This is a genomic window from Arthrobacter sp. efr-133-TYG-104 (assembly GCF_030208915.1).
Lineage (GTDB): Bacteria > Actinomycetota > Actinomycetes > Actinomycetales > Micrococcaceae > Arthrobacter.
On sequence record NZ_JARVTA010000002.1, the window covers coordinates 80567 to 105991 of the forward strand.

The window sequence follows — 25425 nt, forward strand, 5'->3', positions numbered from 1 at the left end:
ATGATTGCGGGAATCCACGTGTTTGAGGAAAGGTAAACCGAATAGTGCGACGTCGTGAGGCCCGCCGGCAGGGCACCGGCATCGCTGGAACGCCGGCGGGAGCGCCAGGAGAAGATACCCCTGGTACTCCCCGGCATATGAACGCTCCCAAAGGCCTTCCGCTATGGATAAAGGTTGTCAGCGGAATTGTGGCATTGGTCCTCTTGGGAGGTTTTGCCTTTGCAGCATTTTGGTTGGTCCGGTTGCAGTCGAACATCACCAAGGCGCCCCTCAGCGCGGCGGAGACCCGGGATGCCAGCGAAGCCGTAGCGAATGACAAGTCCGATCGCCTGCAGATCCTTATTCTCGGCTCGGACACCCGGGACGGGAAAAACTCCCAATACGGCAGCAGCGCCGATTCCACCGGCTACGGCCATTCGGATGTGATGATGCTGTTGGATATATCGGCCGATAATAAACGCGTCAGTGTGATGAGTTTCCCGCGTGACCTGCTGGTTGATGTGCCGCAATGCACCGACCGTACCAACAACCAAACCTTTCCCGCCCGCAGTGGCGTGATGATCAATGAGGCCATGGCCGAGGCAGGCATCGGTTGTGCCGTGGATACCATCGACAAATTGACCGGTTTGAAGGTGGACCACTTCATGATGGCCGACTTTAATGCGGTCAAGGAACTATCCAAGGCTGTAGGCGGCGTGGACGTATGCGTCAGCGATCCAGTTTTTGATCCGGATTCCGGTCTCCGCCTCCCCAAAGGCAACTCACTCGTCGAAGGCGAACAAGCACTTTCATTCCTCCGCACACGCCACGCTTTTGGTGATGGCAGCGACCTGGGCCGCATTAAGGCACAGCAAGCGTTCCTCTCCTCATTGACCAGGAAGCTTAAGGCCGACGGCACACTTGGCAACCCGCAGAAACTCCTGCAGATTGCCGACGTCGTCACCCAGAACCTTACTGTCGACGAAGGTCTCGCGTCCGTTCCTTCGCTGCTGACAATCGGGGGACGCCTTAAAGACATCGACGTGTCCAAAGTGGCCTTCGTTTCGGTGCCCACCCAGCCAGCGGCGGTGGACCCAAACCGCTTGGAACTTGTGGAGCCCCAAGCGTCGCAGCTGTTTGCCGCGCTGCGCGCTGACCTGGATCTGACCACCCCCGGCGCAACGTCGAGCCCGGCTGCCAGTGCATCATCGCAACCGCCAGTCGCCGCTCCTCCCGCTCCTGCGTACAACAAAGCCATCCAACCTGTGGCGGTTGCAAACGGCAGCGGCGTCGCAACCCGCGGCCAGGAACTGACGGCGGCCTTGGCTGCCAACGGCTTCACGGACTCCGTGGCCTACCTTGCTAATCCTGTGGACCAGACGGTGCTGTACTACGGTGCCGGGTTCGCGGACGTCGCCACCGATGTGGCGGCCCTGTTCAAGATACCGGCCGCGCAAGTGAAAGAGGCTCCCTCGGTGTCCGGGGTCCAGCTGTCCGTGGGCACGGACTTCTTGACGGGGACGGCCTATGGCACGGCATCCGTTCCTGCGAACGTTGTCAACCAAACGGCCAACGATGCCGTGTGCCAACAGGTCAACCCGCTGAACATCACGCAGTAGTGCACAGGCTGTGCCCACCAGGCCCGGCCTGGTGGGCACAGGCTGCCTACCAGATGCTGACCCTGTCAGCGGGCTCCATCCACATTCCGTCCTCGGGCGCCACGTTGAACGCTTCATGGAAGGCGTCGAGGTTTCGGGCGATGGCGTTGGTCCGGAACTCGTTGGGTGAGTGGGGATCCGTAGCCAGCCTGCGAATGGCTTCTTCGGTGCGGATGACTTGGCGCCATCCCGCTGCCCACGACATAAAGAACCGTTGAGGGCCGGTGAAGCCATCAAGGACCTCCGGCTGCTTTCCGTCCAGGCTGAGCATATAAGCCTTATATGCGATGGTCAGGCCTCCCAGGTCCCCGATGTTCTCGCCCAGCGTCAACTTTCCGTTCACTTTGTGATCCGGCGCCGCGTAGGGGGAGAGGGCGTCGTACTGGGACACGAGCTTGGCGGTACGGGTTTCGAACGCGGCGCGGTCCGAGTCCGTCCACCAGTTCCGCAGCGCTCCGCTCCCGTCGAATTGGGAGCCTTGGTCATCGAATCCGTGGCCGATCTCGTGGCCGATGACCGCGCCGATACCGCCGTAATTCACGGCGTCATCGGCGTCGGCGTTGAAAAACGGCGGCTGCAAAATCGCTGCTGGAAAAACGATCTCGTTCAGCATGGGGTGGTAATAGGCGTTAACCGTCTGTGGGGTCATCAGCCACTTGTTGAGATCCACTGGCTTGCCGATTTCGTCCAGGTGCCTGTCGACGTCGGCATTGTGGGCACGCTCGACGTTCCCCAGCAGGTCTGCCGGGTCGATACGCACGTCCGAATAGTCGATCCACTGGTCGGGGAATCCGATCTTCGGGCGGAATGCCTGCAATTTCTTGAGGGCCTCGGCCTTGGTGTCTTCACCCATCCAATCCAGGGACGAGATGCTGTCGCGATAGGCGGCGATCAGGTTGGCGACGAGGGTCTCCATCCGGGCCTTGTGACCCTCGGGAAAATGCCGCTGGACGTAAATCTGGCCCACGGCCTCGCCCAGCGCAGCTTCGACGACGGCGACGCCCCGCTTCCAGCGTTCCTTGTTCCGCGGCGTGCCGGTAAGCGTGGTGCCGTAAAAGTTGAAGTTGGTCTCGACGAATTCGCTTGACAAGTACGGAGCAGCGGAGCTGATAACCCGCAGCACAAGCCATTCCTTCCAGGTGGACAACGGCTGGGACTCAAGCAACTCCGCGGCCCCGGCAAAAAAGTCCGGGGTGCTGACTACCAGCTCGGAACGCTTGTCGCTGTCGATGCGCGCGGCCTCGAACCACGTGTCCAGGAGTGGGAACAGGGCTGTAGCTTCTTCGGCGGATTTGAGATTGTAGGTCTTTTGCGGGTCGCGCAAGGTGACGTTGTCCCAGTGATGTGAGGCCAGCGCGGTCTCCAGTGCGACGATGCGTTCCGACGCGCCTTCGGGGTCAGGGACGGCTGCCAACGTCAGCAGCCGTGAAATGTACTCGCCGTAGGCCGAGACAACGGGGGCAAACTTGTCATCCCGGTAGTAGGACTCGTCCGGAAGACCCAAGCCACCCTGGCCGATGTAGAGCAGAATACGTTCAGGGTTGCCGGCGTCGGGGGCCGGGTAGATCGAGAACAACCCGGAGACGTCCGCCCGGAACAGTTTGCCCACCAGGGCGGCCAGTTCCGCAGATGATTCCACCGAGCGTACCTCTTCGAGACGGCTGTTAATGGGAGTCATTCCCTTTTCTTCCGCCGCGGTCTCGTCCATGAAACTGGAGTAGAGCCCGCCAATTTGCTGTTCGACTCCGGTTGCTGCCGCACCCTTGGCCGCAGCTTCCTCGATGATCGATTTGACGGCCAGTTCGGCGCCGTCGCGCAATGCGGTGAAAGTTCCTTCAAGAGCTCGGTCGTCGGGAATTGAGGTGCTGTTCAACCAGGCACCGTTGACGTGCTGGTAGAGGTCGTCCTGGGCGCGGACGCCAGGATCGATGTTGGAAAGAGTAATCCCCGACTGTGGCACTGTGGCTCCTTGTGTACCGTGCAGCGGCGTTGCCCCGCTGCCGCGTCTGCATGGTGGACGTAGCTAGAGGTGTTGCACTGTCATCATACGCACCGTGCTACTCTGGCCATGTGCGTGCGGGAATGCTTCTTCTTAGCTGCCGCGGCGAGGCCTGAAAGCTATCTGACGCTGGGCCATCCTCGCCGCGGAGTTTCGGTGTGCCCGGCTAAGCTTTCCAATAGTTCTTAGAGAAAAGGCCCACGCCATGCGTAATGCACAAAAGCCCTCCGGTATGCCCACCCATCGCTACCTGCCGTTCCAAGACCAGATCACTGTCAACGTTCCGGACCGTACTTGGCCGGACAAGGTCATCACCAAGGCTCCGCGCTGGTGCGCCGTCGATTTGCGGGACGGCAACCAGGCCCTGATAGACCCCATGAGTCCGGCCCGCAAGCTGAAGATGTTCCAGTTGCTGGTCAAAATGGGCTACAAGGAGATCGAAGTTGGCTTTCCCTCTGCATCGCAGACGGACTTCGACTTCGTCCGCCAGCTCATCGAAGGTGGCCACATCCCCGACGACGTCACCATCCAGGTATTGACGCAGGCACGTGAGCACCTCATCGAACGGACGTACGAGTCCTTGGTGGGGGCAAAGCAGGCCATCGTGCACCTGTATAACTCCACATCGGTGTTGCAGCGCCGTGTCGTCTTCAACCAGGATGAAGACGGCATCCTGGACATCGCCTTGCAAGGCGCCCGGCTCTGCAAGAAGTACGAGGAAACCCTAGCGGACACCCACATCACGTACGAATATTCGCCGGAGTCCTTCACGGGAACAGAACTCGAATATGCGGCACGGGTGTGCAATGCCATCGCCGACATCTTTGAGGCCTCCGCCGACAAGCAAGTCATCATCAACCTGCCGGCCACCGTGGAAATGGCGACCCCCAACGTCTATGCCGATTCCATCGAATGGATGCATCGGAACCTGCACCCGCGCGAAGGCATCATCATCTCCCTGCACCCCCACAATGACCGTGGCACGGGTGTCGCTGCCGCTGAGCTCGGCTACTTGGCCGGTGCTGACCGTATTGAAGGCTGCTTGTTTGGCAACGGCGAGCGTACGGGCAACGTGGACCTGGTGACGCTGGGGCTGAACATGTTCGTGCAGGGCGTCGACCCCATGATCGACTTCTCGGACATCGACGAAGTGCGGCGCACAGTGGAGTACTGCAACCAGTTGCCTGTTCCGGAACGGTCGCCCTATGGCGGCGACCTCGTCTTCACGGCATTTTCCGGATCCCACCAGGATGCGATCAAAAAGGGCTTTGAAGCCCTCGAAAAGGACGCCGCAGCAGCAGGCAAAGCAGTGGAAGACTTCACGTGGCAGGTCCCGTACCTGCCCATCGATCCCAAGGACCTGGGCCGCAGCTACGAAGCCGTGATCCGCGTCAACTCGCAATCGGGCAAGGGTGGCGTGGCGTACCTGCTGAAAAACGAGCACAACCTGGACCTGCCGCGCCGGGCCCAGATCGAGTTCTCGGGCGTGATCCAGCGCCGCACCGATGCTGTCGGCGGTGAGGTAAGCGGCAGTCAGCTATGGCAGATGTTCCAGGACGAGTACCTGCCATCACCTGAAATGGAAGCGCAATGGGGCCGTTATTCCCTGGGCAGCGTCAGCACCGAAACCGATGAGTCGGGCGCGATGACGATGACCGCGAACCTGCGCATCGATGGTGTGGAAGTCCGCCGAACCGGGCGCGGCAATGGTCCGATCGCTGCATTGCTGGACATCCTGCACCACGACGGCGTGGATGTCCGCGTCCTGGACTACAGCGAGCACGCCCTCTCCGAAGGCGGCAGCGCCAGTGCAGCTGCGTACGTGGAGTGCGCTGTTGGTGATCGTGTCCTGTGGGGCGTCGGGATCGATCCCAGCACTACCACGTCCTCACTGAAGGCCCTGATTTCGGCCGTCAACCGGGCCGTTAGGGACGCGCAGGCATAGGGTCATTCCCGGACCGCCGTGTGGTGACGGGAAATAGCGTCTCCACACGGCGGAAGTGCCAGTTCCTGTGTCCCCGTAGTGCGAAGATTAGTTGTGGCCAATCCGTCTTTTGCAGCTCGGTCCTACCGGGATGATGCCGTGGTGCTCCGTACCCACAAGCTGGGGGAAGCCGATCGCATTATCACTTTGCTGACCAAGCATCATGGCCAGGTTCGTGCTGTGGCGAAGGGCGTGCGGAGGACTACCAGCCGGTTCGGCGCACGTTTGGAACCATTCATGGTCGCTGACTTGCAGCTCGTCGCTGGACGCACGTTGGATATCGTGACGCAAGCGGTTGCGAAGGGGGCCTACGGGAGCAGTATCGCGGCCGACTACGGGCGGTTCACCGTCGCTGCGGCGATGACGGAGACTGCAGAAAAGCTTACGGACGTTGACGCGGAGTCGGGAACTGCACAATACAACCTGCTGGTCGGGGCCTTGGCCTCATTGAGCCGCTCCGACCACCCACCGGAACTGATCCTGGACTCGTATCTCTTGCGGGCACTTTCCACCGGTGGGTGGGCGCCAAGCTTTACCGATTGTGCACGTTGTGGACGCCCCGGGCCTCATACGGCTTTCGCGGCACCCCTGGGTGGCATGGTGTGCAACGATTGCAGGCCACCGGGTTCCCCTGCGCCCGCTCCCGAGACGGTAGGGTTGCTCGGTGCCTTGCTGACCGGCAACTGGTCTGTGGCCGATGTTTCTGATGCACGGCATAGACGCGAAGCGGCCGGACTGGTGGCAAGCTATTTGCAATGGCATTTGGAACGGGCCGTGAAATCACTCAAACATGTGGAGCGTAGCTGACTGTGGCACTTGGAAAGAAGACTGAGGCACGCGCAGCCAGGAAGACCCCGGTCATTGCGCCCTACAAGCATCCTTCCGGTGCTGAGCCGCCGCGGATTCCCAGTGAGCTGATCCCGCAGCACGTAGCTATCGTCATGGACGGCAATGGCCGCTGGGCAAATCAGCGTGGCCTGCCGCGCATCGAGGGCCACAAAGCAGGGGAGCCTGCGTTGCTGGACGTGATGGCCGGAGCCATAGAACTTGGCATCAAGTACGTGAGCGTCTACGCCTTTTCCACGGAGAACTGGCGGCGGTCGCCCGAGGAGGTGCGCTTCCTGATGGGATTTAACAAGGACGTGCTTCGTCGCCAGCGCAACCAGCTCGACGAATGGGGCGTCCGCATCCGCTGGGCTGGGCGGCGGCCCAGGCTATGGGGCTCGGTCATCAAGGAGTTGGAAGACGCTGAAGACTACACACGTGCCAACGAGACCTGCACGCTAACCATGTGTGTTAATTACGGCGGCCGCGCTGAAATAGCCGACGCCGTTGCAGCGATCGCGCGCGACGTCGCCGAAGGGCGGCTCAAGCCGGGTTCGGTGTCCGAGAAGACAATCCAGAAGTACTTGGACGAGCCGGACTTGCCGGACGTGGACCTGTTTTTGCGTAGTTCGGGCGAGCAACGGCTCTCCAATTTCCTCCTGTGGCAGTCCGCTTACGCCGAGTTTGTCTTCATGGATACCCTGTGGCCGGATGTTGACAGGCGCACGCTATGGGACGCCGTCGAAATCTATGCCAAACGTGACCGTCGGTATGGGGGAGCGGTGGACGCCGCAACCGCGGTTGGTTAGCAGGCCTGTGCTACTACTGAAGGAATCTCTTCATCCAGCGCGCCACGCGCGCGTATGCGTCCCCGCGGACGTTCGGCGCTGACAGGAAAACGTCATGAAGGGCGCCGTCGATCCGCTCGATGGTGACCGTTTTGCCCAGCGACATGGCACGCAGGCCGATAAGCCTTACGTCCAAGACCGCATCCGAGCGTCGCATGGACTCGTTCCACACCATGCCCGTGGAACTGCCCGAGGAGATCAGCACCAACACCGGGATTTCCAAACCCAGGCCCCGGGCTACCGCGGCGTGACCGGCAAAGACGGCTCGGAGCCACCCCACCCTCACCGGGAACGCAAAGGGTGGCCGAAGCTTCTGGTCCAAGGCCCATTCTCCATCGGCCGAATCACTGATGCTGCGAAAGTAGAATCCCCGTTGTGGCAAGCGAAGGACCGCTTCGGGCCTGATGCTTGCAGCGGGTGCCAAGAGCGCCTGCGCCACCCGTCGAACCAAGGCACCCCCGTGCATCTCCAACCAGGGACTGTCGAGGATCAACCCGTCCAGGCGCCCAGGGTGGCGGCTTGCCCACAGGGCGGCTATCAGGCCTCCGGTTGAGTGACCCATCAAGATCACGCCCGCCGGTGCCGCAGCGTCTCTGTCTTCCTGCACCGTTTCGATGGCCCAACCGATCTCGGCATCGTAATCAGCCAGGTCCGCGACATATCCCGCCGTGACTCCCGGCTCTATGTTGCGGCCATGGTTGTGCAGGTCCAAGGCATAGAAATCGTAGCCCTGCGCGTCCCAAAACCCGGCCAGCTCCGTGTTGAAGAAGTAATCACTCCAGCCATGGAGGAACAACACAGCAGTGGAATGCCCGGGGCTACGACCGCCGGACCTATACCTGACCAGCGTGGCGCGGCGGACTCCACCAGCCGGTGCCTGCGACTCATACCGGTAGGCCTCGAAGCCAGGTCCCAAGATGTCGTCAGTCCAGCCCATGGTCCAAGCCTAGGTGCTGGATGCGGCATCCCGGCCTGCCGCCCTCCCGGAGAACAGGCATCCACCCAGGAACGTCCCTTCCAGTGCCCGGTACCCGTGAATGCCACCCCCTCCAAAGCCTGCAGCTTCTCCTGCCGCGTACAGCCCCGGGATGGGATCCCCGGCAGCATCCATTACCCGCGATCTCAGGTCAGTCTGGAGGCCCCCGAGGCTCTTCCGGGTCAGGACTGATAACCGGATGGCTATCAGTGGTCCGTGGGCAGGGTCCAAGAACTCGTGCGGTGGAGCAACCCGCATCAGTCGGTCTGTGGCGAAGCGGCGGGCTGCCCGGATGGCGGCAAGCTGTGGATCCTTGCCCAGACCGGAGGCGACCTGCAGATCACGTGCACGGATCAGCGACTCCACAGAATCCGCGTCCAGCAGTTTGTTTCCAACCAACGCGTTCATCTTGGAGACCAATTGGGCCACGGATCCCGCCTGGAGGAAGTCCACGCCGCGATCCAGGAATCGCTGGATGGGCGTATCACTGCCGGGCCTGAGGCGTGAGAAAAGCAGCTGCACACTCTGCCCCGTAAGGTCCGGGTTCTGTTCAGACCCGGACAGGCCAAGTTCCTTAAGGGCGATGGTCCGGTCGAGAACGAACCACGAGTAAGGATGACCCGATGCAGTGATGTGTCGAAGTGCGCCAAGGGAATCGAAACCGGGGAAAAGCGGTGCGGGGAGTTGATTCCCTTCAGCATCCAGCCACAACGACGACGGGCCGGGCAGGATGCGGATGCCGTGGCGTGGCCAAACAGGGGCGTAGTTGTGGATGCCCTCCGGGTAGTGCCACATACGGTCGCCGTTGATGAGTGCCCCGCCCTCTGCTTCCACGACCGGAAGGAATTCGCCATCAACGGAGGAAGGCACACCGCAGAGCATCTCGGCGGGGGCGGCCCCCGGCCACTGCCGGCGAACAGTCGCGTGATTGCCTCCGATCCCGCCCGTTGACACGACGACGGCGCCCGCTCTGGCACGGAAGTGCCCGGTGACAGCCCTCGACGAGGCCTCGCCGCGTGCCGCCGTCGACAGTTCCAAAACATCGCCGGCAACGCCCACCACGCGGCCATTGGTTGTCGTCAGCGCACGGGCCCGGTGGCGGAAGTGCAGGGTGACCCGTCCGGCGTCGACCCCTTCTTGCACCTTCGCCGCAAACGGCTTGACCAATGCAGGACCAGTACCCCAGGTGACATGGAAGCGCGGAACCGAGTTGCCGTGGCCGGTTGGCCCGTAGCCGCCCCGCTCGGCCCATTGGACCAGGGGAAAGAATCCGACGCCGAGGCTCCTGAGCCATGACCGCTTTTCTCCTGCCGCGAAGTGGACGTATGCCTCGGCCCATCTCCGCGCGAGCGAGTCCTCCGGCCGGTCGAAAGCCGCGGAAGACAGCCAGTCGGAAAGGGCGAGCTCCGCACTGTCCTTCACCCCTAATCGGCGCTGCTCGGGTGTATCGACCATGAACAGGCCGCCGAATGACCAATGGGCCTGCCCGCCCAAAGAAGCGGAGGGCTCCTGGTCGAGGATGGCAACGCGCTTGCCAGCGGCGTACGCGTGGGCTGCAGCAACCAGTCCGGATAATCCGGCACCAATCACCACTACGTCCGCATCGATCCTGCTCCCTGCATGATCTGCGTCACCATTGAGTCCGGGCATGGCTACATGCTAGCGGCATCCCCCTACATGGGTTTGGTGTGGGGTGCGTAAGCGGGAAAACTAGGAACATGCGTGTATACCCCACCTTCTTCAAGTTGGCCTTCTCCTGGATGGATGCCGAAAAAGCCCACAGGATCGGTTTCCAAGCCATCCGCGCGGCCCACCGGTCCGGTGTAGGCCGCATCCTGGCGAGGATGACCCAGCCCGAGTCCTGCCTTCGGACCGAGGCGTTCGGGCTTACCTTCCCCTCCCCGTTTGGGCTGGCGGCAGGTTTCGATAAGGAAGGGCATGGCATCGAGGCGCTCGTCGACTTGGGTTTCGGCCATGTTGAAGTGGGGACCATCACCGGCCAACCGCAACCGGGCAACGGCAAGCCCCGCCTCTTTCGACTGGTTGAAGATCGGGCGGTCATCAACCGCATGGGATTTAATAACGACGGCGCTGCCGCCGTTGCGCCGCGGCTCAAGTCTGCCCGGGCTGCTTTGCAGCGGACGCACCCTGACGTGCGCCCGCTGATCGGCGTCAACATTGGCAAAACCAAAGTTGTGGAGCTTGAGGACGCAACCGAGGACTACCTGGCGAGTGCCAGGAGCCTGGCGCCCGCGGCCGACTACCTTGTGGTCAATGTCAGCTCGCCCAACACACCCGGCCTCAGGCTCCTGCAGAACGTCGAAACCCTACGCCCGCTACTGCGCGCCGTCGGTGACTGTGCCGATGAAGCGGCCGGACGCCATGTTCCGCTGTTGGTCAAGATCGCGCCGGACCTGGACGACGCCGACGTCGACGACGTCGCAGGGCTCGCTTTGGACCTCGAATTGGATGGCATCATTGCCACCAACACCACGATTTCCCGCGAAGGCCTTACCTCAGATGCGCGCAAGGTCCAGGCACTGGGTGCCGGTGGCCTCTCAGGTGCGCCGCTGAAGGGCCGCTCTTTGGAGGTCTTGCGAAGGCTGAAGAGCGCGGTGGGGGACAACCTCGTCCTCATTGCAGTGGGAGGAGTCGAGTCCGCCCAGGATGTCCAGGACAGATTGGATGCAGGTGCAACCCTGGTACAGGGCTACACTGCGTTTCTCTACGAAGGGCCGTTCTGGGCTGCCCGGATCAACAAAGGTCTGGCGAAGATCCGCAAACGCGGCGCCTGATATCGCATACGAAAAGACCCTGGACCGGCGGTCCAGGGTCTTTTGTTGCGTGTGGGGTCTACGGGCCTAGGGAGTGTCCCTTAGCGGGGGTACTCGTCCCTTAGCTCGGGTACTGGCCGCGCTTGACCAGTGGCTTGGGAAGACGGAGCTTCCTGAACTGAAGGGAACGCATGCAGCCGTACCAAATGGTTCCGCGTTCCACCTGGCCAAACTTGGCCGTGAGCCGCTTGCGCAGTTGCCGCGACAGGATGAAGGCATCGACAAAAACGGCGAGGAACATGACCCAGAAGGCGACAAGGACGTAACTGATCCCCACACCGTTGGAGGGGATGACCAGCGTAATTACCACGAACAGCAGCGCGCCGAACATCAGGTATTCGCCCAAGCTGAAACGTGCATCGACAAAGTCCCGGGTGAAACGTTTCTGGGGTCCCTTGTCCCTGAGGGGCAGGAACTTCTCGTCACCGGTGTCCAGCGCCCGACGCATTTTTTGACGTTGGTCCTGAATGGCGACACGCTCGGCTTCTTTCGAAGCTTTCCGGTCAGTCTGGACCAGCGGACGTTTGCGGGCCGCTTCCTGAACCTTCCGTTTGGGCGTGGGGGAGCCCTTTCCAGGGCCCGTCTCCGAGGCGGCATACGCCTGGTCTACTACTGATTGAGCGCTGGGCTCTTCCTTTTTGCGTCCGAACACCCATACAGAATACCCCGCAGGAAGGTGGCGCAGGTTACGAGTAGCCGGGCGGGTGGCGCTCATCCAGCAGCCCGGCCCGGACAAGCACGGGGGACGCGCGGCGGTAAAGTGTGGGCCATGACTTCAACACGCGGAGAGATCCCGCAGAACAAGCAGAGCAATTCCGGTGATACGCCAGTAGAAGCGCTTGCCGCCGCCGTCGAGGCGTCCTTCGAAACCACCCTGGCTTCACTCAAAGACTTGGTCGGTATTCCGGGTATCGCTTGGGCCAGCTTCGATCCCCGGGAACTCGACAGGAGCGCCCAAGCAGTGGCCGCACTGGCCACGGCCGCTGGCATGGAAGAGGTCCGTGTCCTCCGTTGCGACAAAGCGGACGGCACGCCCGGCGGTCCCGCCGTCGTCGCACGGCGCCCCGCCGCCGTCGGCAAGCCGACCATTCTGCTCTACGCCCACCATGACGTACAGCCGCCCGGTGATCGTGCCCTATGGATGTCTGAGCCGTTCGTGGCCGAAGAGCGAGAAGGGCGGCTGTACGGTCGCGGCGCCGCCGACGACAAAGCGGGCATCATGGCCCACCTGGCAGCGTACGCAGCTGTGACAGAAGTTCTCGCCGACGACTTCGGACTGGGGGTGACGTTCTTTTTCGAAGGCGAAGAGGAAGCAGGATCACCGACGTTCAGGACGTTCCTCGAAGAGCATCAGGAACTTCTCCGGGCCGATGTCATCGTTGTCGCCGACTCCAGCAACTGGAAGGTCGGCGTGCCCGCGTTGACCACGAGTCTGCGCGGGCTGGTGGACGGAACGTTCGAAGTGCGGGTCCTGGACCACGCCGTCCACTCCGGAATGTTCGGCGGACCTGTGCTGGATGCGCCAACTCTCCTGTCCCGCCTGATTGCCACCCTCCACGATGATGAGGGTAATGTGGCGGTGCCTGGCCTGGTGTCCCGGGACGAGGTGGCGGTCGATGTGGATGAAGCCGATTATCGTGCGGATGCATCAGTGCTCGACGGCGTGAGGCTCGCCGGGAGCGGGACGATCGCTTCCCGCATGTGGACGAAGCCTGCGCTTTCCATTATCGGCATGGACGTCCCGGCAGTGGATGTAGCCTCGAACACCTTGATTCCTGCTGCACGGGCCAAGTTCAGCATGCGTCTGGCCCCCGGCCAGGATCCCGATGCCGCCATGGACGCCTTGAGGGAGCACCTCGAGGCCAACGCTCCCTTCGGGGCGAAGATGACATTCACCCCGGGGGAGCGGGGTACTGCCTTCTCCACCGATACCACTTCACCGGCCGCGCGCGTGGCTCTTTGGGCGTTGGAGGAGTCTTGGGGAGTCAAGGCTGTGGAGATGGGCATCGGTGGTTCCATTCCCTTTATTGCAGACCTCGTGGACATCTATCCGGAAGCGCAAATCCTGGTGACCGGCGTCGAGGATCCCGATTCCCGGGCCCATAGCGCCAATGAGTCGCTGCACATCGGAGATTTCCGCCACGCGGTCCTCGCGGAGGCGCTGATGCTTGCACGGCTCAACTCGTCCGGGCTCGGCGAATAGACTCCAGCCAGATGGGAACAAGTAGTAGCAGCACACGGTTACGCCAAGAGTTATAGCTAGGCGTCCGCGCGACGTAGCATATAGGTATAACCCGTACGTAATTTGGGTAAGGGCAGGCAGTGCTCCGACACTGTCGCCAAAAGCTTCATAAGAAGGTAGGCCAATGAGCACTGCAACCAACGAAAACAGCACCGGAGCGCAGGTCATTACCAGCGATGAGCTCCCCACGCACGAGGTCGCCCTGACCGACGTCGCGGCAGGCAAGGTCCGCAGCCTCCTGGAGCAAGAGGGCCGGACGGACCTTCGCCTGCGGGTTGCAGTGCAACCCGGCGGTTGCTCCGGCCTGATCTACCAGCTCTACTTCGATGAGCGCCTTCTCGACGGCGATGCCGTACGTGACTACGACGGCGTCGAGGTAGTAGTGGACAAGATGAGCGTGCCCTACCTCAGTGGCGCCAGCATCGACTTCGAGGACACGATCTCAAAACAGGGTTTCACTATCGACAACCCCAACGCGGGTGGCTCGTGCGCCTGCGGCGATTCGTTCCACTGACGTAGGTCATTGCCCCATGTCGGCGCCGTTTCCTGACCGTTATATCGCCTCGGGAGCCACGGCGCCGACATGTGCGCAAAAACCGCTTCGTAGCGGTAAGCTCTACATCGGGTAGTAAAACTTTTAGTGTGCCCGGTTGGCCTCCGGCCTGCCGGGAGATAGCAACAAGAGGAAGGGCCGTCTGTGAGTTCGCAGAACCGAACCGGCAGCCGACGCGTAAAGATCACCTCGATCACTGGCTTGGCAGTTGCCGGCGCGTTGGTTTTGACCGGATGTTCACCAGAGGTAGAGAAGGGTTGGTTGCCGACAGAGCGCGGCACTACCGACCACACCGCCCGGATCATGGACCTCTGGGTCAACTCATGGATCGCCGCCTTGGCAGTGGGCATCATTACTTGGGGTCTCCTGGTTTGGTGCATCATCGCCTACCGTCGCCGCAAGGGCACCACGGGTTTCCCCAAGCAGTTGAGCTACAACCTGCCGCTCGAGGTCTTCTACTTGACCATCCCGCTCTTCATGGTGTTGGTGTTCTTCTACTTCACCGACCAGGATCAGCGCGCCATTGATGACCGATCGCAGCCGGCCGACGTCGTCGTTGACGTCCGCGGCAAGCAGTGGGCCTGGGACTTCAACTACAAAAAGGGCCAGGTCATCACTGAAGACCTGCACGAGGCCGGTGTCCAGGCACACCTGACGGGTAACGACGTCAACAAGGACCTCCTCCCCACGTTGTACTTACCGGTCAACAAGTCCGTGGACCTGGAACTCAACTCTCGCGACGTCATCCACTCTTTCTGGGTTCCCGCCTTCCTCCAGAAGCGCGACATGATTCCAGGTAAGACGAACTACATCAGGTTCACTCCCACCAAGGAGGGCACTTACGATGGCAAGTGCGCTGAACTTTGTGGCGAGTACCACTCCGAAATGCTCTTCCGTGTCAAGGTTGTCTCCCAGTCTGAGTTTCAGGCTCACATGGACGACCTCCGCAAGGCAGGCAACACGGGTCTCCTCGGTGCGGACTACGACCGCAACCCGGACCTGACCACCACGCAGACCAAGTAAGGGGAGCGACGTGGCTACGTACACTCAATCCGCCGGGGTCCTTGAGACTCCAGTAGTTCCAAAGTCCAAGGGGCGCATCGTCGTCAACTGGATCACCTCCACGGACCACAAGACCATCGGGTACATGTACCTGATCGCATCGTTCGTCTTCTTCTGCCTTGGTGGCGTGATGGCGCTGCTGATCCGCGCTGAACTCTTTGAGCCGGGTATGCAGATCCTGCAGACCAAGGAACAGTACAACCAGTTGTTCACGATGCACGGCACCGTGATGCTCCTGATGTTTGCTACGCCCCTCTTCGCAGGCTTCGCAAACGTGATCATGCCTCTCCAGATCGGCGCGCCCGACGTCGCCTTCCCGCGACTGAACGCCTTGGCTTTCTGGTTCTTCCTTTTCGGTTCCACCATCGCCGTCTCGGGATTCATTACTCCGCAGGGTGCAGCTTCCTTTGGTTGGTTTGCCTACGCGCCGTTGTCCGACACCACGTTCAGCCCGGGTGTTGGCGGTGATTTGTGGGTCTTCGGGCTTGCGCTGTCCGGTTTCGGAACCATCCTTGGTGCGGTCAACTTCATTACCACCATCATCTGCATGCGTGCCCCCGGCATGACCATGTGGCGTATGCCGATCTTCACGTGGAACACCCTGGTGACAGCGATCCTGGTACTCATGGCCTTCCCGCCGCTTGCAGCTGCTTTGTTCGCACTTGGCGCTGACCGCCGGTTCGGGGCGCACATTTTTGATCCGGCCAATGGTGGCGCCGTGCTGTGGCAGCACCTGTTCTGGTTCTTCGGACACCCTGAGGTCTACATCATCGCCCTGCCGTTCTTTGGCATCGTGTCCGAGATTTTCCCGGTCTTTAGCCGCAAACCGATCTTTGGTTACAAGGGTTTGGTCTATGCGACGATTGCCATTGCAGCGCTGTCCGTCACCGTGTGGGCACACCACATGTATGTCACCGGCTCCGTGCTCCTGCCGTTCTTCTCCTTCATGACCATGTTGATCGCCGTACCTACCGGCGTGAAGTTCTTCAACTGGATCGGAACCATGTGGCAGGGTTCGATCACCTTTGAAACTCCGATGCTTTGGAGCATTGGGTTCCTGGTGACCTTCCTCTTTGGCGGCCTCACCGGAATCATCCTCGCCTCACCGCCGCTGGACTTCCACGTTTCGGACTCCTACTTCGTTGTGGCCCACTTCCACTACGTGGTGTTTGGCACCGTGGTGTTCGCAATGTTCGCCGGGTTCTATTTCTGGTGGCCAAAGTGGACGGGCAAGATGCTCAACGAGCGTCTCGGCAAGATCCACTTCTGGTTGTTGTTCCTGGGCTTCCACGGAACCTTCCTGATCCAGCACTGGCTTGGCGTTGAAGGTATGCCGCGGCGTTACGCGGACTACCTTCCGCAGGACGGTTTCACGTGGATGAACCAGTTCTCCACCATCTCGTCGTTCGTCCTTGGCGCCTCCCTCCTGCCGTTCTTCTGGAACGTCTACATCACGTGGCGCAGTGACAAGAAGGTCGAAGTTGATGACCCGTGGGGCTTCGGTGCCTCGTTGGAATGGGCAACCTCTTGCCCACCTCCTCGTCACAACTTCACCTCCTTGCCCCGAATTCGCTCCGAGCGCCCGGCCCTGGACCTGCACCACCCGGAACTCGCCCAGATCGTTACCGCCGGGGCTCCGTCTCCCGCAGCTGCCGCCTTGGGTAACGCCGACCAGAAGGACGTCCGAAAGTGAAAGTCGAATCATGGCTCTTCGGAGCCGGCATCTTCTTCTTCGTCCCCGTAGCTATTGTTTACGGCTTCCTGACCGGCTGGTCTGAGTGGGTAGGCATCCTCGGTATCTTGCTGGTGGGTGGATTGGCCGGCATGATCGGCGCGTATCTCGGATTCACCGGACGCCGGGTTGGATTGCGCCCCGAGGACCGCGCCGACGCTGAAGTGCACGAGGGCGCTGGCGAACAGGGGCACTTCAGCCCTTGGAGCTGGTGGCCGTTGGTACTGGGTATCTCTTGTGCAAGTGGGTTCCTCGGTTTGGCCATTGGCTTCTGGATCACGTTCATTGCAGCTGGGTTGGCTGTCGTAGCCCTGGTTGGCTGGGTGTTCGAGTACAGCCGCGGCGATCACGCCCACTAGTAAGTTCTCTTCAATAGCGCGATGGGCCCCACCACTGGTGGGGCCCATTGACGTTTTATGGCTGCCGTTCGTGCCCTAGTTGAGTTCTGGGCGCTCCAGAACCGCGGAGAGTGACCTGAGCGAGTCGGCGGCATTGGACACGCTGGTAGGGCCAGGGAGGGCGTCAGGCGCAACCTCAAGTAGGACCTCGCATCCATGGCCAAAATCTTCACTCATTACTTCCAGGAGGGAGCGGGCGTCCACGGCTGATCCGTTTGGTTTCCGGATTGTCACCGGCAGTCCTGTGTCGGTGACTGCGCGGACGAAGATCGCAGCCGCCCGTGCGTGGAGGCCAAGGGCCGCAGCCACTATGGATCTTTGTTCGGGCAACACTGCTCCTCCGCTCGGGCGGTCCCCGCCGCCACTATAAATTGACCTTACAAGCGTAGCCTTCGAGGTTTCCGTTGAACGAACGGTACCGCCACGCTGGTCTAGACCTTTAGCCAGGGTGAACTACGCTTGAACCATGAGTGATCCTCTGCAGGACCAATACCGTGGCTGACGCGGCGAACATTGCGGGCGACATTGACCGCACCAGCGTGACTCCCATCTATGTGCAACTCCGGGAGATACTGCGGTCTTTCATTGCGCAATCGTGTCCGCCCGGTTCTGCCCTTCCCTCGGAACGGGATCTTTCTGAGCGCTTCGGACTGGCGAGGATGACGGTCAGGCAAGCAATCGATGCCCTCGTTGGTGAAGAAGTCCTCGAGCGCGTTGTTGGACTGGGCACGTTCGTGAGGAAGCCCAAGTTGGACCTGCAGGTGAAGCTCACCTCCTACAGCGAAGAGATGCAACGGCGTGGCATGGTACCCGCTGCTAAGGTACTGAGTTTTGAGCAGATAGCCGCCAGTGCCTTTCTGGCCCGCGAACTGCAGCTGGAGGAGGGAACACCCTTGGTTCGCTTCCGACGCCTCTTGCTGGCCGATAACGAGCCGATGAGTGTGGACGAGAACTTCATTCCGGCCCATCGGGTACCTGGTCTTTTGGATGAGGCACCGCCGACGTCCCTGTACAACGTTCTCAGTGAGCGTTATGGCTTGGTGATGGAATGGGGTGAGGACATGATCGAGGCCACGGCGGCCTCCCCGTCAACGGCCCGCCTGCTGAACGTCGATGTGGGGTCGCCACTGCTGAAGATCCAGCGCCATGCATTTGTTGCCAGGGCGATGGTGGACTATTCAGTGTCCTATTATCGCGCTGACCGATACAAGCTGTGGGTGCCGTTGCAGCGCCCGGGTGTCCGTCCCACCAGGAATTACGCTTCGGGATATCGCACCCATTAGCCAGCGCTTTGCGCGGACACATGAATGTCCTGGCCCGGGCAACTGAATGTACAGCAAAGGGGAAGGCCCAGTCCTTATGAACTGGGCCTTCCCCTTTTGGAAATGAGCTGGTTAGTGGCTCAGGCTCTTCTGGTCTGCGCCTGCTTCGATGGTCTCGTGGTGACCATGTGCGTGGGCTGCCTCGAGCTCGGCAGGTGTTGCCGGAGCAACCCTGTCCTCAAAGAACCATTTGGAAAGAGCCGCGCGTCGCTTCTCACTCCGCGTCACCACGCCGTGTCCGTTCGGCTGGGCCGGCAAGGGGAGCGGTGACTCGAATCCTACGAGCTTGTAACGCTTGTATTCATCCAAAGGAGCGTGCACCTCAATGAACTCACCGTGCGGAAGCCGGACGATACGGCCGGTTTCGCGACCATGAAGGGCGATTTCCCGGTCCTTACGCTGAAGTGCCAAGGCAACGCGCTTGGTAACGAAGAAGGCGATGAACGGTCCGATGAAGAACAGCGTCCGGAGCCAGTAGGTGACGTCGTTCAGCGAAACGCTGAAGTGCGTGGCGATAAGGTCCGAACCGGCGGCCGCCCACATGACGCAGTACCAGGTGAAACCTGCCACGCCGATGGCCGTACGGGTGGGAGCGTTCCGCGGACGGTCCAGAACATGGTGTTCCCGGTTGTCTTTGGTGATCCAACGCTCGATCCACGGGTACGTGAACAACACGGTGAAGATGATGCCGGCCGGAACGAGCGCGGGGAGCAGGACATTCAACGTCAGCGTGTGTCCGAAGATGGTTTGCTCGACGTGCCAGCCGTTGATAACACCCGGCATGAGTCGGAGGGCACCATCAACGAAACCGATGTACCAGTCAGGCTGTGTTCCAGCGGAGACGGGGGAGGGGTCATAAGGACCGTAGTTCCAGATCGGGTTGATCGTGAACGCAGCAGCCATGAGTGCCACGACGCCGAAGACGATGAAGAAGAATCCACCGGCTTTGGCAGCGTAAACAGGTCCTAGGGGGTATCCGACGACGTTCCCATCGTTGCGGCCCGGGCCGGGGTACTGGGTGTGCTTGTGGACCACAACCATGAAGAGGTGGATGACGATCATCAAGAGGATCAACGCCGGTACCAGCAGGATGTGGAGGACGTAGAGGCGCCCAATGATTGCCGTTCCCGGGAATTCCCCACCGAAGAGGAAGAACGAGATGTACGTTCCAATAATGGGGATGGACTTGATGACGCCGTCAATAATGCGCAGACCGTTGCCGGACAGGAGATCATCAGGCAATGAATAGCCCGTGAAGCCAGCAGCCATCGAGAGGATAAGCAGGACACCGCCTACTACCCAGTTCATTTCACGTGGCTTGCGGAACGCTCCGGTGAAGAAGACGCGCAACATGTGAACGCTGAGCGATGCGACGAACAGCAGTGCAGCCCAGTGGTGCACCTGGCGCATGAACAGCCCACCGCGTACATCGAAAGAGATGTTCAGTGAGGAGTTGTAGGCCACCGACATATCCACGTTGTACAGCGGAGTGTAGGAACCCTGGTAGTGGGTTTCCGCCATGGACGGATCGAAGAAGAACGTCAGGAACGTACCTGACATCAGCAAGATGACGAAGGAGTACAACGCCACTTCGCCGAACATGAATGACCAGTGGTCGGGGAAGACCTTCCGGCCAAACTCGCGCAGGATGCCTGAGCCGCCCACCCGCTCATCCACGAAGTTGGTGAAACGGCCAACTTTGGATTCCGGTACGAAGGGGGCTTCAGCTGTTGATGAGGCGCTCATGCTCGTCACGCTCCCAGTAACTCGGTCCTACAGGTTCTTTGAAGTCGCTGGTTGCGACGAGGTAGCCTTCAGCGTCAACTGCGATCGGCAGCTGGGGGAGCGGACGGCTGGCCGGTCCAAAGATGACCTTGCATTCTTGCGTGAGGTCGAACGTGGACTGGTGGCAGGGGCACAGAAGGTGGTGTGTCTGCTGCTCGTAGAGGGCAACAGGACAACCGACGTGCGTGCAGATCTTGGAATACGCAACGATGCCGTTGTAGCTCCAGTTTTCCCTTCCCGCGGACGGGTTCAAGGAGCTGGGATCGAGCCGCATGAGAAGGACTACGGCCTTGGCCTTGGCATTGAGCTTGCCTTCCGGAAGTTCGTTGAGACCTTCGGGAATGACGTGGAACGCTGAACCAATGGTGACGTCTGAGGCCTTGATGGGCGTGCCGTCGGGGTCGCGGGTCAGGCGCTTGAGCTTGCCGCCGTCGGGAGCCCACATGGTGTGTGCGAGCGTGTTGTCGGGACGGGGACCCAGGTCGCCGAAGACGGCCAGTGCCGGAAGCGGTGCCAAGGCAATAGCGCCAAGAAGGGTATTGCGGATCAATGGCCTGCGCTTGATGCCGGTCTCTTCGACGATATCGTCAACGATGCGGACAGCCGCTTGGCGGTCTTCCTCGGTGCGAATGGCATGGCGTTCCTCTGACACTTCGTGGTCGGGCATAAGGGCCTTGGCCCAGTGCACGATGCCGGTGCCGATTCCGAGCATTGCAAACGCCGTACCGAGCCCCAGCAAGAGGTTCTGCGTACGGATCGTCGCAATGGTTGAATCCTTGCCCAAGTCGATGGCAAAGTACGCCACCAAGAAGACCAGCGTGCCAATGACAGAGATGCCAAACAGAATGGCTACCTGACGCTCCGCACGCTTTGCGGCTACCGGGTCCGTGTCAGCCAGGCGCAAACGATGCGGAGGAAGTCCAGGATCCTGGAATTTCTCCACCTCATTCTGACCAGCCGTAGCTACGGTGCCCGAGTGGTTCGGACTGCCGTCACTATGGTTGCCCATAATTCGCCTCATCCTTCTCTCGTTGTCTCGACCTGGGCCGAGTTAATTTTCAGTTCCAAACTGCTGTGTTCCAGCAGAAGTTTTCTTAGTGCCGGGAAAGGCTAGGACGTGCGGGACGTCAGCCAAATCGTAAAGGCGATGATGACGCCGAGTCCGGCCACCCAAACGAAGAGCCCTTCGGACACGGGGCCCAGAGAGCCGAGTTGGGCACCGCCCGGTGAACCGTTGGCGTCAATGGTCTTCAGGAAGGTGATGATGTCGCGCTTGCCTTCAGGGGAGACGTTCGAGTCATTGAAGACGGGCATGTTCTGCGGGCCCGTTGCCATGGCTTCGTAGATGTGCTGGCTGCTGACATCGGACAAGGAAGGAGCGAACTTGCCCTGGGTCAGGGCACCGCCTGCGGCTGCGGCGTTGTGGCACATGGCACAGTTCACACGGAAGAGCTCGCCACCCTTGGCGGCGTCACCCTTTCCGTCCAAGAGGCCGGCTTCCGGGATGGCGGGGCCTGCGCCCAGCGAAGCTACGTATGCTGCCAGCTGAGAGGTCTGCTGGTCGTTGAACTGCACTGGCTTCTGCTGGGCCTGCGGTCCATTCATCTGCATGGGCATACGACCGGTTCCAACCTGGAAGTCAACCGCTGCGGCACCGACGCCGACCAGCGAGGGCCCGTCTTTGGATCCGCTGGCACCCATGCCGTGGCAGGTAGCGCAGTTGGCGGCGAACAACTTGCCGCCCTGCTCTACGTCACTTGCGCTGGCAGTGGGGGTGTCGGCTTTGGCCTGGTTGACAGATGTGGCGACGGCGTACAGCCCACCAGTGAGGAGTAGGCCCATCAGCAACAGCGCAATGGCTGCCAGTGGGTGACGTCGCTTCTGCGATAGTGCCTTCACGTGGTGGTTCCTTTTTTCGATCCTGCGTCGGCTCTATGAGCCGCTTCTTGAAATTCTGCCTCTTGTAGAAAAAGAGTCAAGGCCGGGCTTACTTGAGGACGTAGATGACCAGGAAGAGGCCGATCCACACAACGTCGACAAAGTGCCAGTAATACGAGGTGACGATCGCTGATGTTGCCTCAAAGTGCCCGAACTTCTTGGCTGCGAACGCGCGGCCGATGATGAACAGGAAGGCGATGAGTCCACCGATGACGTGGAGGCCGTGGAAGCCGGTGGTCATGAAGAAGGCGGATCCGTAGGCGTTGGCAGACAGCGTGACGTGCTCGGAGACAAGCATGGCGTATTCCGTCGTCTGGCCGGCCACGAAGAAGGCGCCCATCAAGAACGTCAGGGCAAACCACTCCGTCATACCCCAGCGGGTGAACTGCAGAAGCCCACCCCTGCGGCGCGGCTCGAGGCGTTCAGCGGCGAAAACGCCCATCTGGCACGTAAACGAACTCGCCACAAGGACGATGGTGTTCACCAGCGCGAACGGGAAGTTGAGCTTAGCTGTCTCCTCCGCCCACAAGGATCCTGAAGTGGACCGGAGGGTGAAGTACATGGCAAAAAGGCCGGCGAAGAACATCAACTCACTGGACAGCCAAACTACGGTTCCAACAGAAACCAAGTTGGGGCGGTTCAGCGTCGGGTGCGCCGGGGTACTGGGGGCATGGGTCGCAGATGTCACAAGGACATTATGTCTGTAAAAGTCCAGAGTTCCCAATGCAAACCACCGTTTGGGGGGACTTTTTCTACAAAGACGCGAAATCGCGCGGAAAAGTTCCCGCGTCGGTTCACATTCGTCATGGGCATGGCTACCTAGATAGCATCAGAGGGTGACTTCTCCGGCATCGGCACCCGCAGCCAGCAATACGTGGCCCGGGCTCATCTCTGCACTGATTAATGGCGACGACCTTGCGGTGGAGAACACCGAATGGGCCATGAATACGATCATGGCCGGCGAAGCGACTCCGGCGCAGATTGCCGGATTCCTGGTGGCGCTTCGCTCCAAGGGCGAAACGGTCGAGGAACTAGCCGGTCTCGTGGCGGCGATGGTGCAGAACGCCAACCCTATATCGATTTCCGGAGAAAAGCTCGACATCGTGGGCACGGGAGGCGACCGCCTCAATACCGTCAATATCTCTACGATGGCCGCGTTGGTCGCCGCCGGGGCGGGCGCAAAAGTGGTCAAGCATGGAAACCGCGCCGCGTCGTCGACGTCCGGTTCCGCGGACGTACTGGAAGCGCTGGGCGTCCGGTTGGACCTCTCCATTGATCGCGTGGCCCGCAACGCCGAAGAAGCTGGCATCACTTTTTGCTTTGCGCAGGTGTTCCATCCTTCGTTCCGGCACACAGCCGTGCCGCGCCGTGAGCTGGCCGTGCCAACCGCGTTCAACTTTTTGGGTCCGATGACCAACCCGGCGCAGGTGCAGGCTTCCGCCGTCGGTGTGGCGAACGCCCGCATGGCGCCCCTTGTGGCCGGCGTATTGGCTCGGCGGGGGAGCCGAGGCCTTGTTTTCCGTGGCGACGACGGCTTGGACGAGCTGACGCCGACCGGGCAGTCCACCGTGTGGGAGATCCGGAACCGTTCTGTCACGGAACAGGTTTTCTCGCCCATTGAGCTGGGGATCAAGGCATCAACGGTGGCCGATCTCCGGGGTGGCGATGCTGCTGCGAACGCCGTCGTCGTCCGGGAAGTGCTGGACGGGAAGACCGGGCCCATACGCGACGCCGTTCTCCTGAACGCTGCCGCAGGCCTGGTGGCCGTGGACCTGAAGTCCGAGGGTAGCTTGATTGACCGCATGCGGGCCGCCTATGCGCACGCGGCAGAGTCAGTGGATTCGGGCCGGGCTGCAGAGGTCCTGAAGAAGTGGATTGAGCTCAGCCAAGGCTGAACCTCCTCCGGTACTTATTCGAATCCGAGCGCGAAAGCCGCATCCAAGTCGTGTTGCGAGTAAGCACGGAACGCAATGTGGGTGGTGGTGTGGACTACCGATGCCACCTTGGAAAGACGGTCGGCGATCACATCCGCGAGCTCTTCATGCTTGGTGACGCGAGCGACTGCAATCAGGTCCCATTCCCCGGTCACGGAGTAGACCTCGCTGATGCCCTGGATCGCTGAAATTTGCTCAGCAGTTTCCGGGATGCGTGAAGCATCGGTCTTGATCAGAACGAATGCAGTGATCACATGGAACCTTTCCGTGAGGGCATCATTGCGGTGTGTTTACAGCCTAGTCCATGGGGCTGCACGGGGATGGCGCAGGGGTCTACTCGGTGATGGCGCGGGGTCTACTCGGTGATGGTCAGGCCCTGCGCTGCCGCTTGCGCGACATCCGGATGACCAATGCGGTGACCGCTCGGTAACCCAAGAGGAACACACCAAGGGAGATCAACGCTACGATCACGAACGGCAGCACCACTGTTTGGCCGGTGGCCGCCCTCAGCAGCATTCCAAAGATGACGGCGCCGATCCAGATGCCTACCCCCGACGGCCAAAGAACCAAGGGGGTTCGCCATGCCCGCAGCGCTATCCATCCGATCGCGGCACCCGCCAGGAACGGCCAAGCCGTCATGAAGGCACCCCCGATAATGTCGCCGCGAGCATGGGCGTCGCGGCCGATGGCGGCGAAGGCAAGGATCAGCAGGAGGTCCGCGATGGCGGCGTAGATCCACGCTTTGAATGGTGATGTCATGACTTCGACCATAGCGGGGTGGTGGCCCCGGGACGAAGTTTGGACGTTACCGCCGTCGACCGTTGTGTGGGCGGGACGGCCGTATTAGCCTCGGACGGGGGGGACAACCGGGTCCCGACATGGATCGAGGAGCGGTAGATGCAGAAAATTTCGACCTGTTTATGGTTTGACGGACAAGCGGCCGAGGCCGCCGAGTTCTACACCTCCATCTTCGACAACTCGTCCATAGGGGAAACCGTGCTTGGGCCTGACGGCAACGCCCTTACCGTTGGGTTCGAGATCGAGGGCAGGCAGTTCGTAGGCCTTAATGGTGGCCCCATCTTCACGTTCAATGAGGCCGTCTCGCTCGTGGTTAACTGTGATTCCCAAGCGGAAGTTGACCGTTATTGGGAGGCACTTCTGGTTGGTGGCCAGGAGAGTCAGTGCGGGTGGCTCAAGGATAAGTTCGGCTTGTCCTGGCAGATTGTCCCCACGTCCATGCCAGCACTCCTCAATGGACCGGATCGTGAAGGGTCCCAGCGCGCCCTCGAGGCAATGATGAAGATGCGCAAGCTTGACATGGACGTTTTGCAAAAGGCCTACGACGGTGTTTGAAAT

Annotated in this window: 24 protein-coding genes; 13 read left to right on the top strand and 11 right to left on the bottom strand. The window is 60.9% G+C overall.

The features are described 5' to 3' along the window. Nucleotides 1-44: 44 nt before the first annotated feature. On the top strand, nt 45-1598 hold the full coding sequence (locus QRN04_RS02580; RefSeq protein WP_284974591.1) for an LCP family protein: 1554 nt from the start codon (nt 45-47) through the stop codon (nt 1596-1598). Between the two features lie 46 nt (nt 1599-1644). Here QRN04_RS02580 and QRN04_RS02585 read toward each other — a convergent pair whose 3' ends face one another. Beyond that, nucleotides 1645-3597: a M13 family metallopeptidase gene (locus QRN04_RS02585; protein WP_284974592.1), complete on the bottom strand. Its 1953-nt coding sequence runs from the start codon at nt 3595-3597 to the stop codon at nt 1645-1647. A 244-nt stretch (nt 3598-3841) separates the two neighbouring features. On the opposite strand from QRN04_RS02585, the gene leuA reads away from it, so the two are divergent. The 3 genes from leuA to QRN04_RS02600 all read left to right on the top strand — a co-directional run bounded on the left by leuA (nt 3842) and on the right by QRN04_RS02600 (nt 7254). Further along, nucleotides 3842-5581 carry a 2-isopropylmalate synthase gene (gene leuA, locus QRN04_RS02590; RefSeq protein ID WP_284974593.1) on the top strand — a complete coding sequence of 580 codons (1740 nt, stop codon included), beginning with the start codon at nt 3842-3844 and terminating at the stop codon, nt 5579-5581. Nucleotides 5582-5674: 93 nt separating this feature from the next. Continuing rightward, nucleotides 5675-6427, top strand: a complete 753-nt coding sequence (gene recO / locus QRN04_RS02595; protein WP_284974594.1) for a DNA repair protein RecO — start codon at nt 5675-5677, stop codon at nt 6425-6427. A 2-nt stretch (nt 6428-6429) separates the two neighbouring features. Beyond that, entirely contained in the window at nt 6430-7254 is an 825-nt protein-coding gene (locus tag QRN04_RS02600; protein WP_284974595.1) for an isoprenyl transferase, read from the top strand. Between the two features lie 13 nt (nt 7255-7267). Here QRN04_RS02600 and QRN04_RS02605 read toward each other — a convergent pair whose 3' ends face one another. Both QRN04_RS02605 and QRN04_RS02610 read right to left on the bottom strand, forming a co-directional pair. Next, the gene (locus QRN04_RS02605; RefSeq protein ID WP_284974596.1) at nt 7268-8230 is read right to left on the bottom strand and encodes an alpha/beta hydrolase; all 963 of its coding nucleotides are present in this window, start codon (nt 8228-8230) and stop codon (nt 7268-7270) included. A gap of 9 nt (nt 8231-8239) precedes the next feature. After that, nucleotides 8240-9919 (bottom strand): FAD-binding dehydrogenase, encoded by a 1680-nt coding sequence (locus QRN04_RS02610; RefSeq protein WP_284974597.1) that lies wholly within the window; start codon nt 9917-9919, stop codon nt 8240-8242. 68 nt (nt 9920-9987) lie between these two features. Here QRN04_RS02610 and QRN04_RS02615 point away from each other — a divergent pair, with 68 nt between their 5' ends. Then, nucleotides 9988-11064 (top strand): quinone-dependent dihydroorotate dehydrogenase, encoded by a 1077-nt coding sequence (locus QRN04_RS02615; protein WP_284974598.1) that lies wholly within the window; start codon nt 9988-9990, stop codon nt 11062-11064. A 100-nt stretch (nt 11065-11164) separates the two neighbouring features. Here the strand turns inward: QRN04_RS02615 and QRN04_RS02620 are convergent, their stop codons facing one another. Further along, the gene (locus tag QRN04_RS02620) at nt 11165-11755 is read right to left on the bottom strand and encodes a DUF3043 domain-containing protein (protein ID WP_284974599.1); all 591 of its coding nucleotides are present in this window, start codon (nt 11753-11755) and stop codon (nt 11165-11167) included. 117 nt (nt 11756-11872) lie between these two features. Between QRN04_RS02620 and QRN04_RS02625 the strand changes: the two genes are divergently transcribed. The 5 genes from QRN04_RS02625 to QRN04_RS02645 all read left to right on the top strand — a co-directional run bounded on the left by QRN04_RS02625 (nt 11873) and on the right by QRN04_RS02645 (nt 17051). Further along, nucleotides 11873-13306 carry a dipeptidase gene (locus QRN04_RS02625; RefSeq protein WP_284974600.1) on the top strand — a complete coding sequence of 478 codons (1434 nt, stop codon included), beginning with the start codon at nt 11873-11875 and terminating at the stop codon, nt 13304-13306. A gap of 163 nt (nt 13307-13469) precedes the next feature. Then, nucleotides 13470-13859, top strand: a complete 390-nt coding sequence (locus QRN04_RS02630) for a HesB/IscA family protein (protein ID WP_284974601.1) — start codon at nt 13470-13472, stop codon at nt 13857-13859. A 183-nt stretch (nt 13860-14042) separates the two neighbouring features. Further along, complete coding sequence (gene ctaC, locus QRN04_RS02635; RefSeq protein WP_284974602.1) at nt 14043-14921, top strand: aa3-type cytochrome oxidase subunit II; 879 nt, start codon at nt 14043-14045, stop codon at nt 14919-14921. 10 nt (nt 14922-14931) lie between these two features. After that, nucleotides 14932-16653 carry an aa3-type cytochrome oxidase subunit I gene (gene ctaD, locus QRN04_RS02640; protein ID WP_284974603.1) on the top strand — a complete coding sequence of 574 codons (1722 nt, stop codon included), beginning with the start codon at nt 14932-14934 and terminating at the stop codon, nt 16651-16653. Next, nucleotides 16650-17051: a cytochrome c oxidase subunit 4 gene (locus QRN04_RS02645; protein WP_284974604.1), complete on the top strand. Its 402-nt coding sequence runs from the start codon at nt 16650-16652 to the stop codon at nt 17049-17051. The genes ctaD and QRN04_RS02645 overlap by 4 nt, the downstream gene beginning before the upstream one ends. Nucleotides 17052-17126: 75 nt before the next feature. Here QRN04_RS02645 and QRN04_RS02650 read toward each other — a convergent pair whose 3' ends face one another. Next, a complete protein-coding gene (locus QRN04_RS02650) occupies nt 17127-17420 on the bottom strand; it encodes an HPr family phosphocarrier protein (RefSeq protein ID WP_284974605.1) in 294 nt (97 codons plus the stop codon). A gap of 164 nt (nt 17421-17584) precedes the next feature. Here QRN04_RS02650 and QRN04_RS02655 point away from each other — a divergent pair, with 164 nt between their 5' ends. Then, nucleotides 17585-18373, top strand: a complete 789-nt coding sequence (locus QRN04_RS02655; RefSeq protein WP_284974606.1) for a GntR family transcriptional regulator — start codon at nt 17585-17587, stop codon at nt 18371-18373. 111 nt (nt 18374-18484) lie between these two features. Here the strand turns inward: QRN04_RS02655 and qcrB are convergent, their stop codons facing one another. The 4 genes from qcrB to ctaE all read right to left on the bottom strand — a co-directional run bounded on the left by qcrB (nt 18485) and on the right by ctaE (nt 22823). Next, nucleotides 18485-20158: a cytochrome bc1 complex cytochrome b subunit gene (qcrB, locus tag QRN04_RS02660; RefSeq protein WP_284974607.1), complete on the bottom strand. Its 1674-nt coding sequence runs from the start codon at nt 20156-20158 to the stop codon at nt 18485-18487. Then, on the bottom strand, nt 20136-21206 hold the full coding sequence (gene qcrA / locus QRN04_RS02665; protein ID WP_284974608.1) for a cytochrome bc1 complex Rieske iron-sulfur subunit: 1071 nt from the start codon (nt 21204-21206) through the stop codon (nt 20136-20138). Before qcrA ends, qcrB begins: the two co-directional genes overlap by 23 nt. A gap of 101 nt (nt 21207-21307) precedes the next feature. Beyond that, nucleotides 21308-22096 (bottom strand): cytochrome bc1 complex diheme cytochrome c subunit, encoded by a 789-nt coding sequence (gene qcrC, locus QRN04_RS02670; RefSeq protein ID WP_284974609.1) that lies wholly within the window; start codon nt 22094-22096, stop codon nt 21308-21310. A gap of 88 nt (nt 22097-22184) precedes the next feature. Next, nucleotides 22185-22823: an aa3-type cytochrome oxidase subunit III gene (ctaE, locus tag QRN04_RS02675; RefSeq protein WP_284974610.1), complete on the bottom strand. Its 639-nt coding sequence runs from the start codon at nt 22821-22823 to the stop codon at nt 22185-22187. A 148-nt stretch (nt 22824-22971) separates the two neighbouring features. On the opposite strand from ctaE, the gene trpD reads away from it, so the two are divergent. Continuing rightward, entirely contained in the window at nt 22972-24030 is a 1059-nt protein-coding gene (gene trpD, locus QRN04_RS02680; protein WP_284974611.1) for an anthranilate phosphoribosyltransferase, read from the top strand. A 14-nt stretch (nt 24031-24044) separates the two neighbouring features. Here trpD and QRN04_RS02685 read toward each other — a convergent pair whose 3' ends face one another. Continuing rightward, on the bottom strand, nt 24045-24323 hold the full coding sequence (locus tag QRN04_RS02685; protein ID WP_090821559.1) for an Lrp/AsnC family transcriptional regulator: 279 nt from the start codon (nt 24321-24323) through the stop codon (nt 24045-24047). Between the two features lie 115 nt (nt 24324-24438). Further along, nucleotides 24439-24828, bottom strand: a complete 390-nt coding sequence (locus QRN04_RS02690; protein WP_284974612.1) for a DUF3054 domain-containing protein — start codon at nt 24826-24828, stop codon at nt 24439-24441. A 138-nt stretch (nt 24829-24966) separates the two neighbouring features. On the opposite strand from QRN04_RS02690, the gene QRN04_RS02695 reads away from it, so the two are divergent. Beyond that, a complete protein-coding gene (locus QRN04_RS02695; protein ID WP_284974613.1) occupies nt 24967-25422 on the top strand; it encodes a VOC family protein in 456 nt (151 codons plus the stop codon). Nucleotides 25423-25425: the final 3 nt, after the last annotated feature.

Coding starts and splice junctions, on each gene's coding strand:
- leuA (WP_284974593.1), top strand. CDS start 3,842: ATGCGTAATGCACAAAAGCCCTCCGGTATGCCCACCCATCGCTACCTG.
- QRN04_RS02605 (WP_284974596.1), bottom strand. CDS start 8,230: ATGGGCTGGACTGACGACATCTTGGGACCTGGCTTCGAGGCCTACCGG.
- QRN04_RS02610 (WP_284974597.1), bottom strand. CDS start 9,919: ATGCCCGGACTCAATGGTGACGCAGATCATGCAGGGAGCAGGATCGAT.
- QRN04_RS02615 (WP_284974598.1), top strand. CDS start 9,988: ATGCGTGTATACCCCACCTTCTTCAAGTTGGCCTTCTCCTGGATGGAT.
- QRN04_RS02625 (WP_284974600.1), top strand. CDS start 11,873: ATGACTTCAACACGCGGAGAGATCCCGCAGAACAAGCAGAGCAATTCC.
- QRN04_RS02630 (WP_284974601.1), top strand. CDS start 13,470: ATGAGCACTGCAACCAACGAAAACAGCACCGGAGCGCAGGTCATTACC.
- qcrB (WP_284974607.1), bottom strand. CDS start 20,158: ATGAGCGCCTCATCAACAGCTGAAGCCCCCTTCGTACCGGAATCCAAA.
- qcrA (WP_284974608.1), bottom strand. CDS start 21,206: ATGGGCAACCATAGTGACGGCAGTCCGAACCACTCGGGCACCGTAGCT.
- QRN04_RS02690 (WP_284974612.1), bottom strand. CDS start 24,828: ATGACATCACCATTCAAAGCGTGGATCTACGCCGCCATCGCGGACCTC.
- QRN04_RS02695 (WP_284974613.1), top strand. CDS start 24,967: ATGCAGAAAATTTCGACCTGTTTATGGTTTGACGGACAAGCGGCCGAG.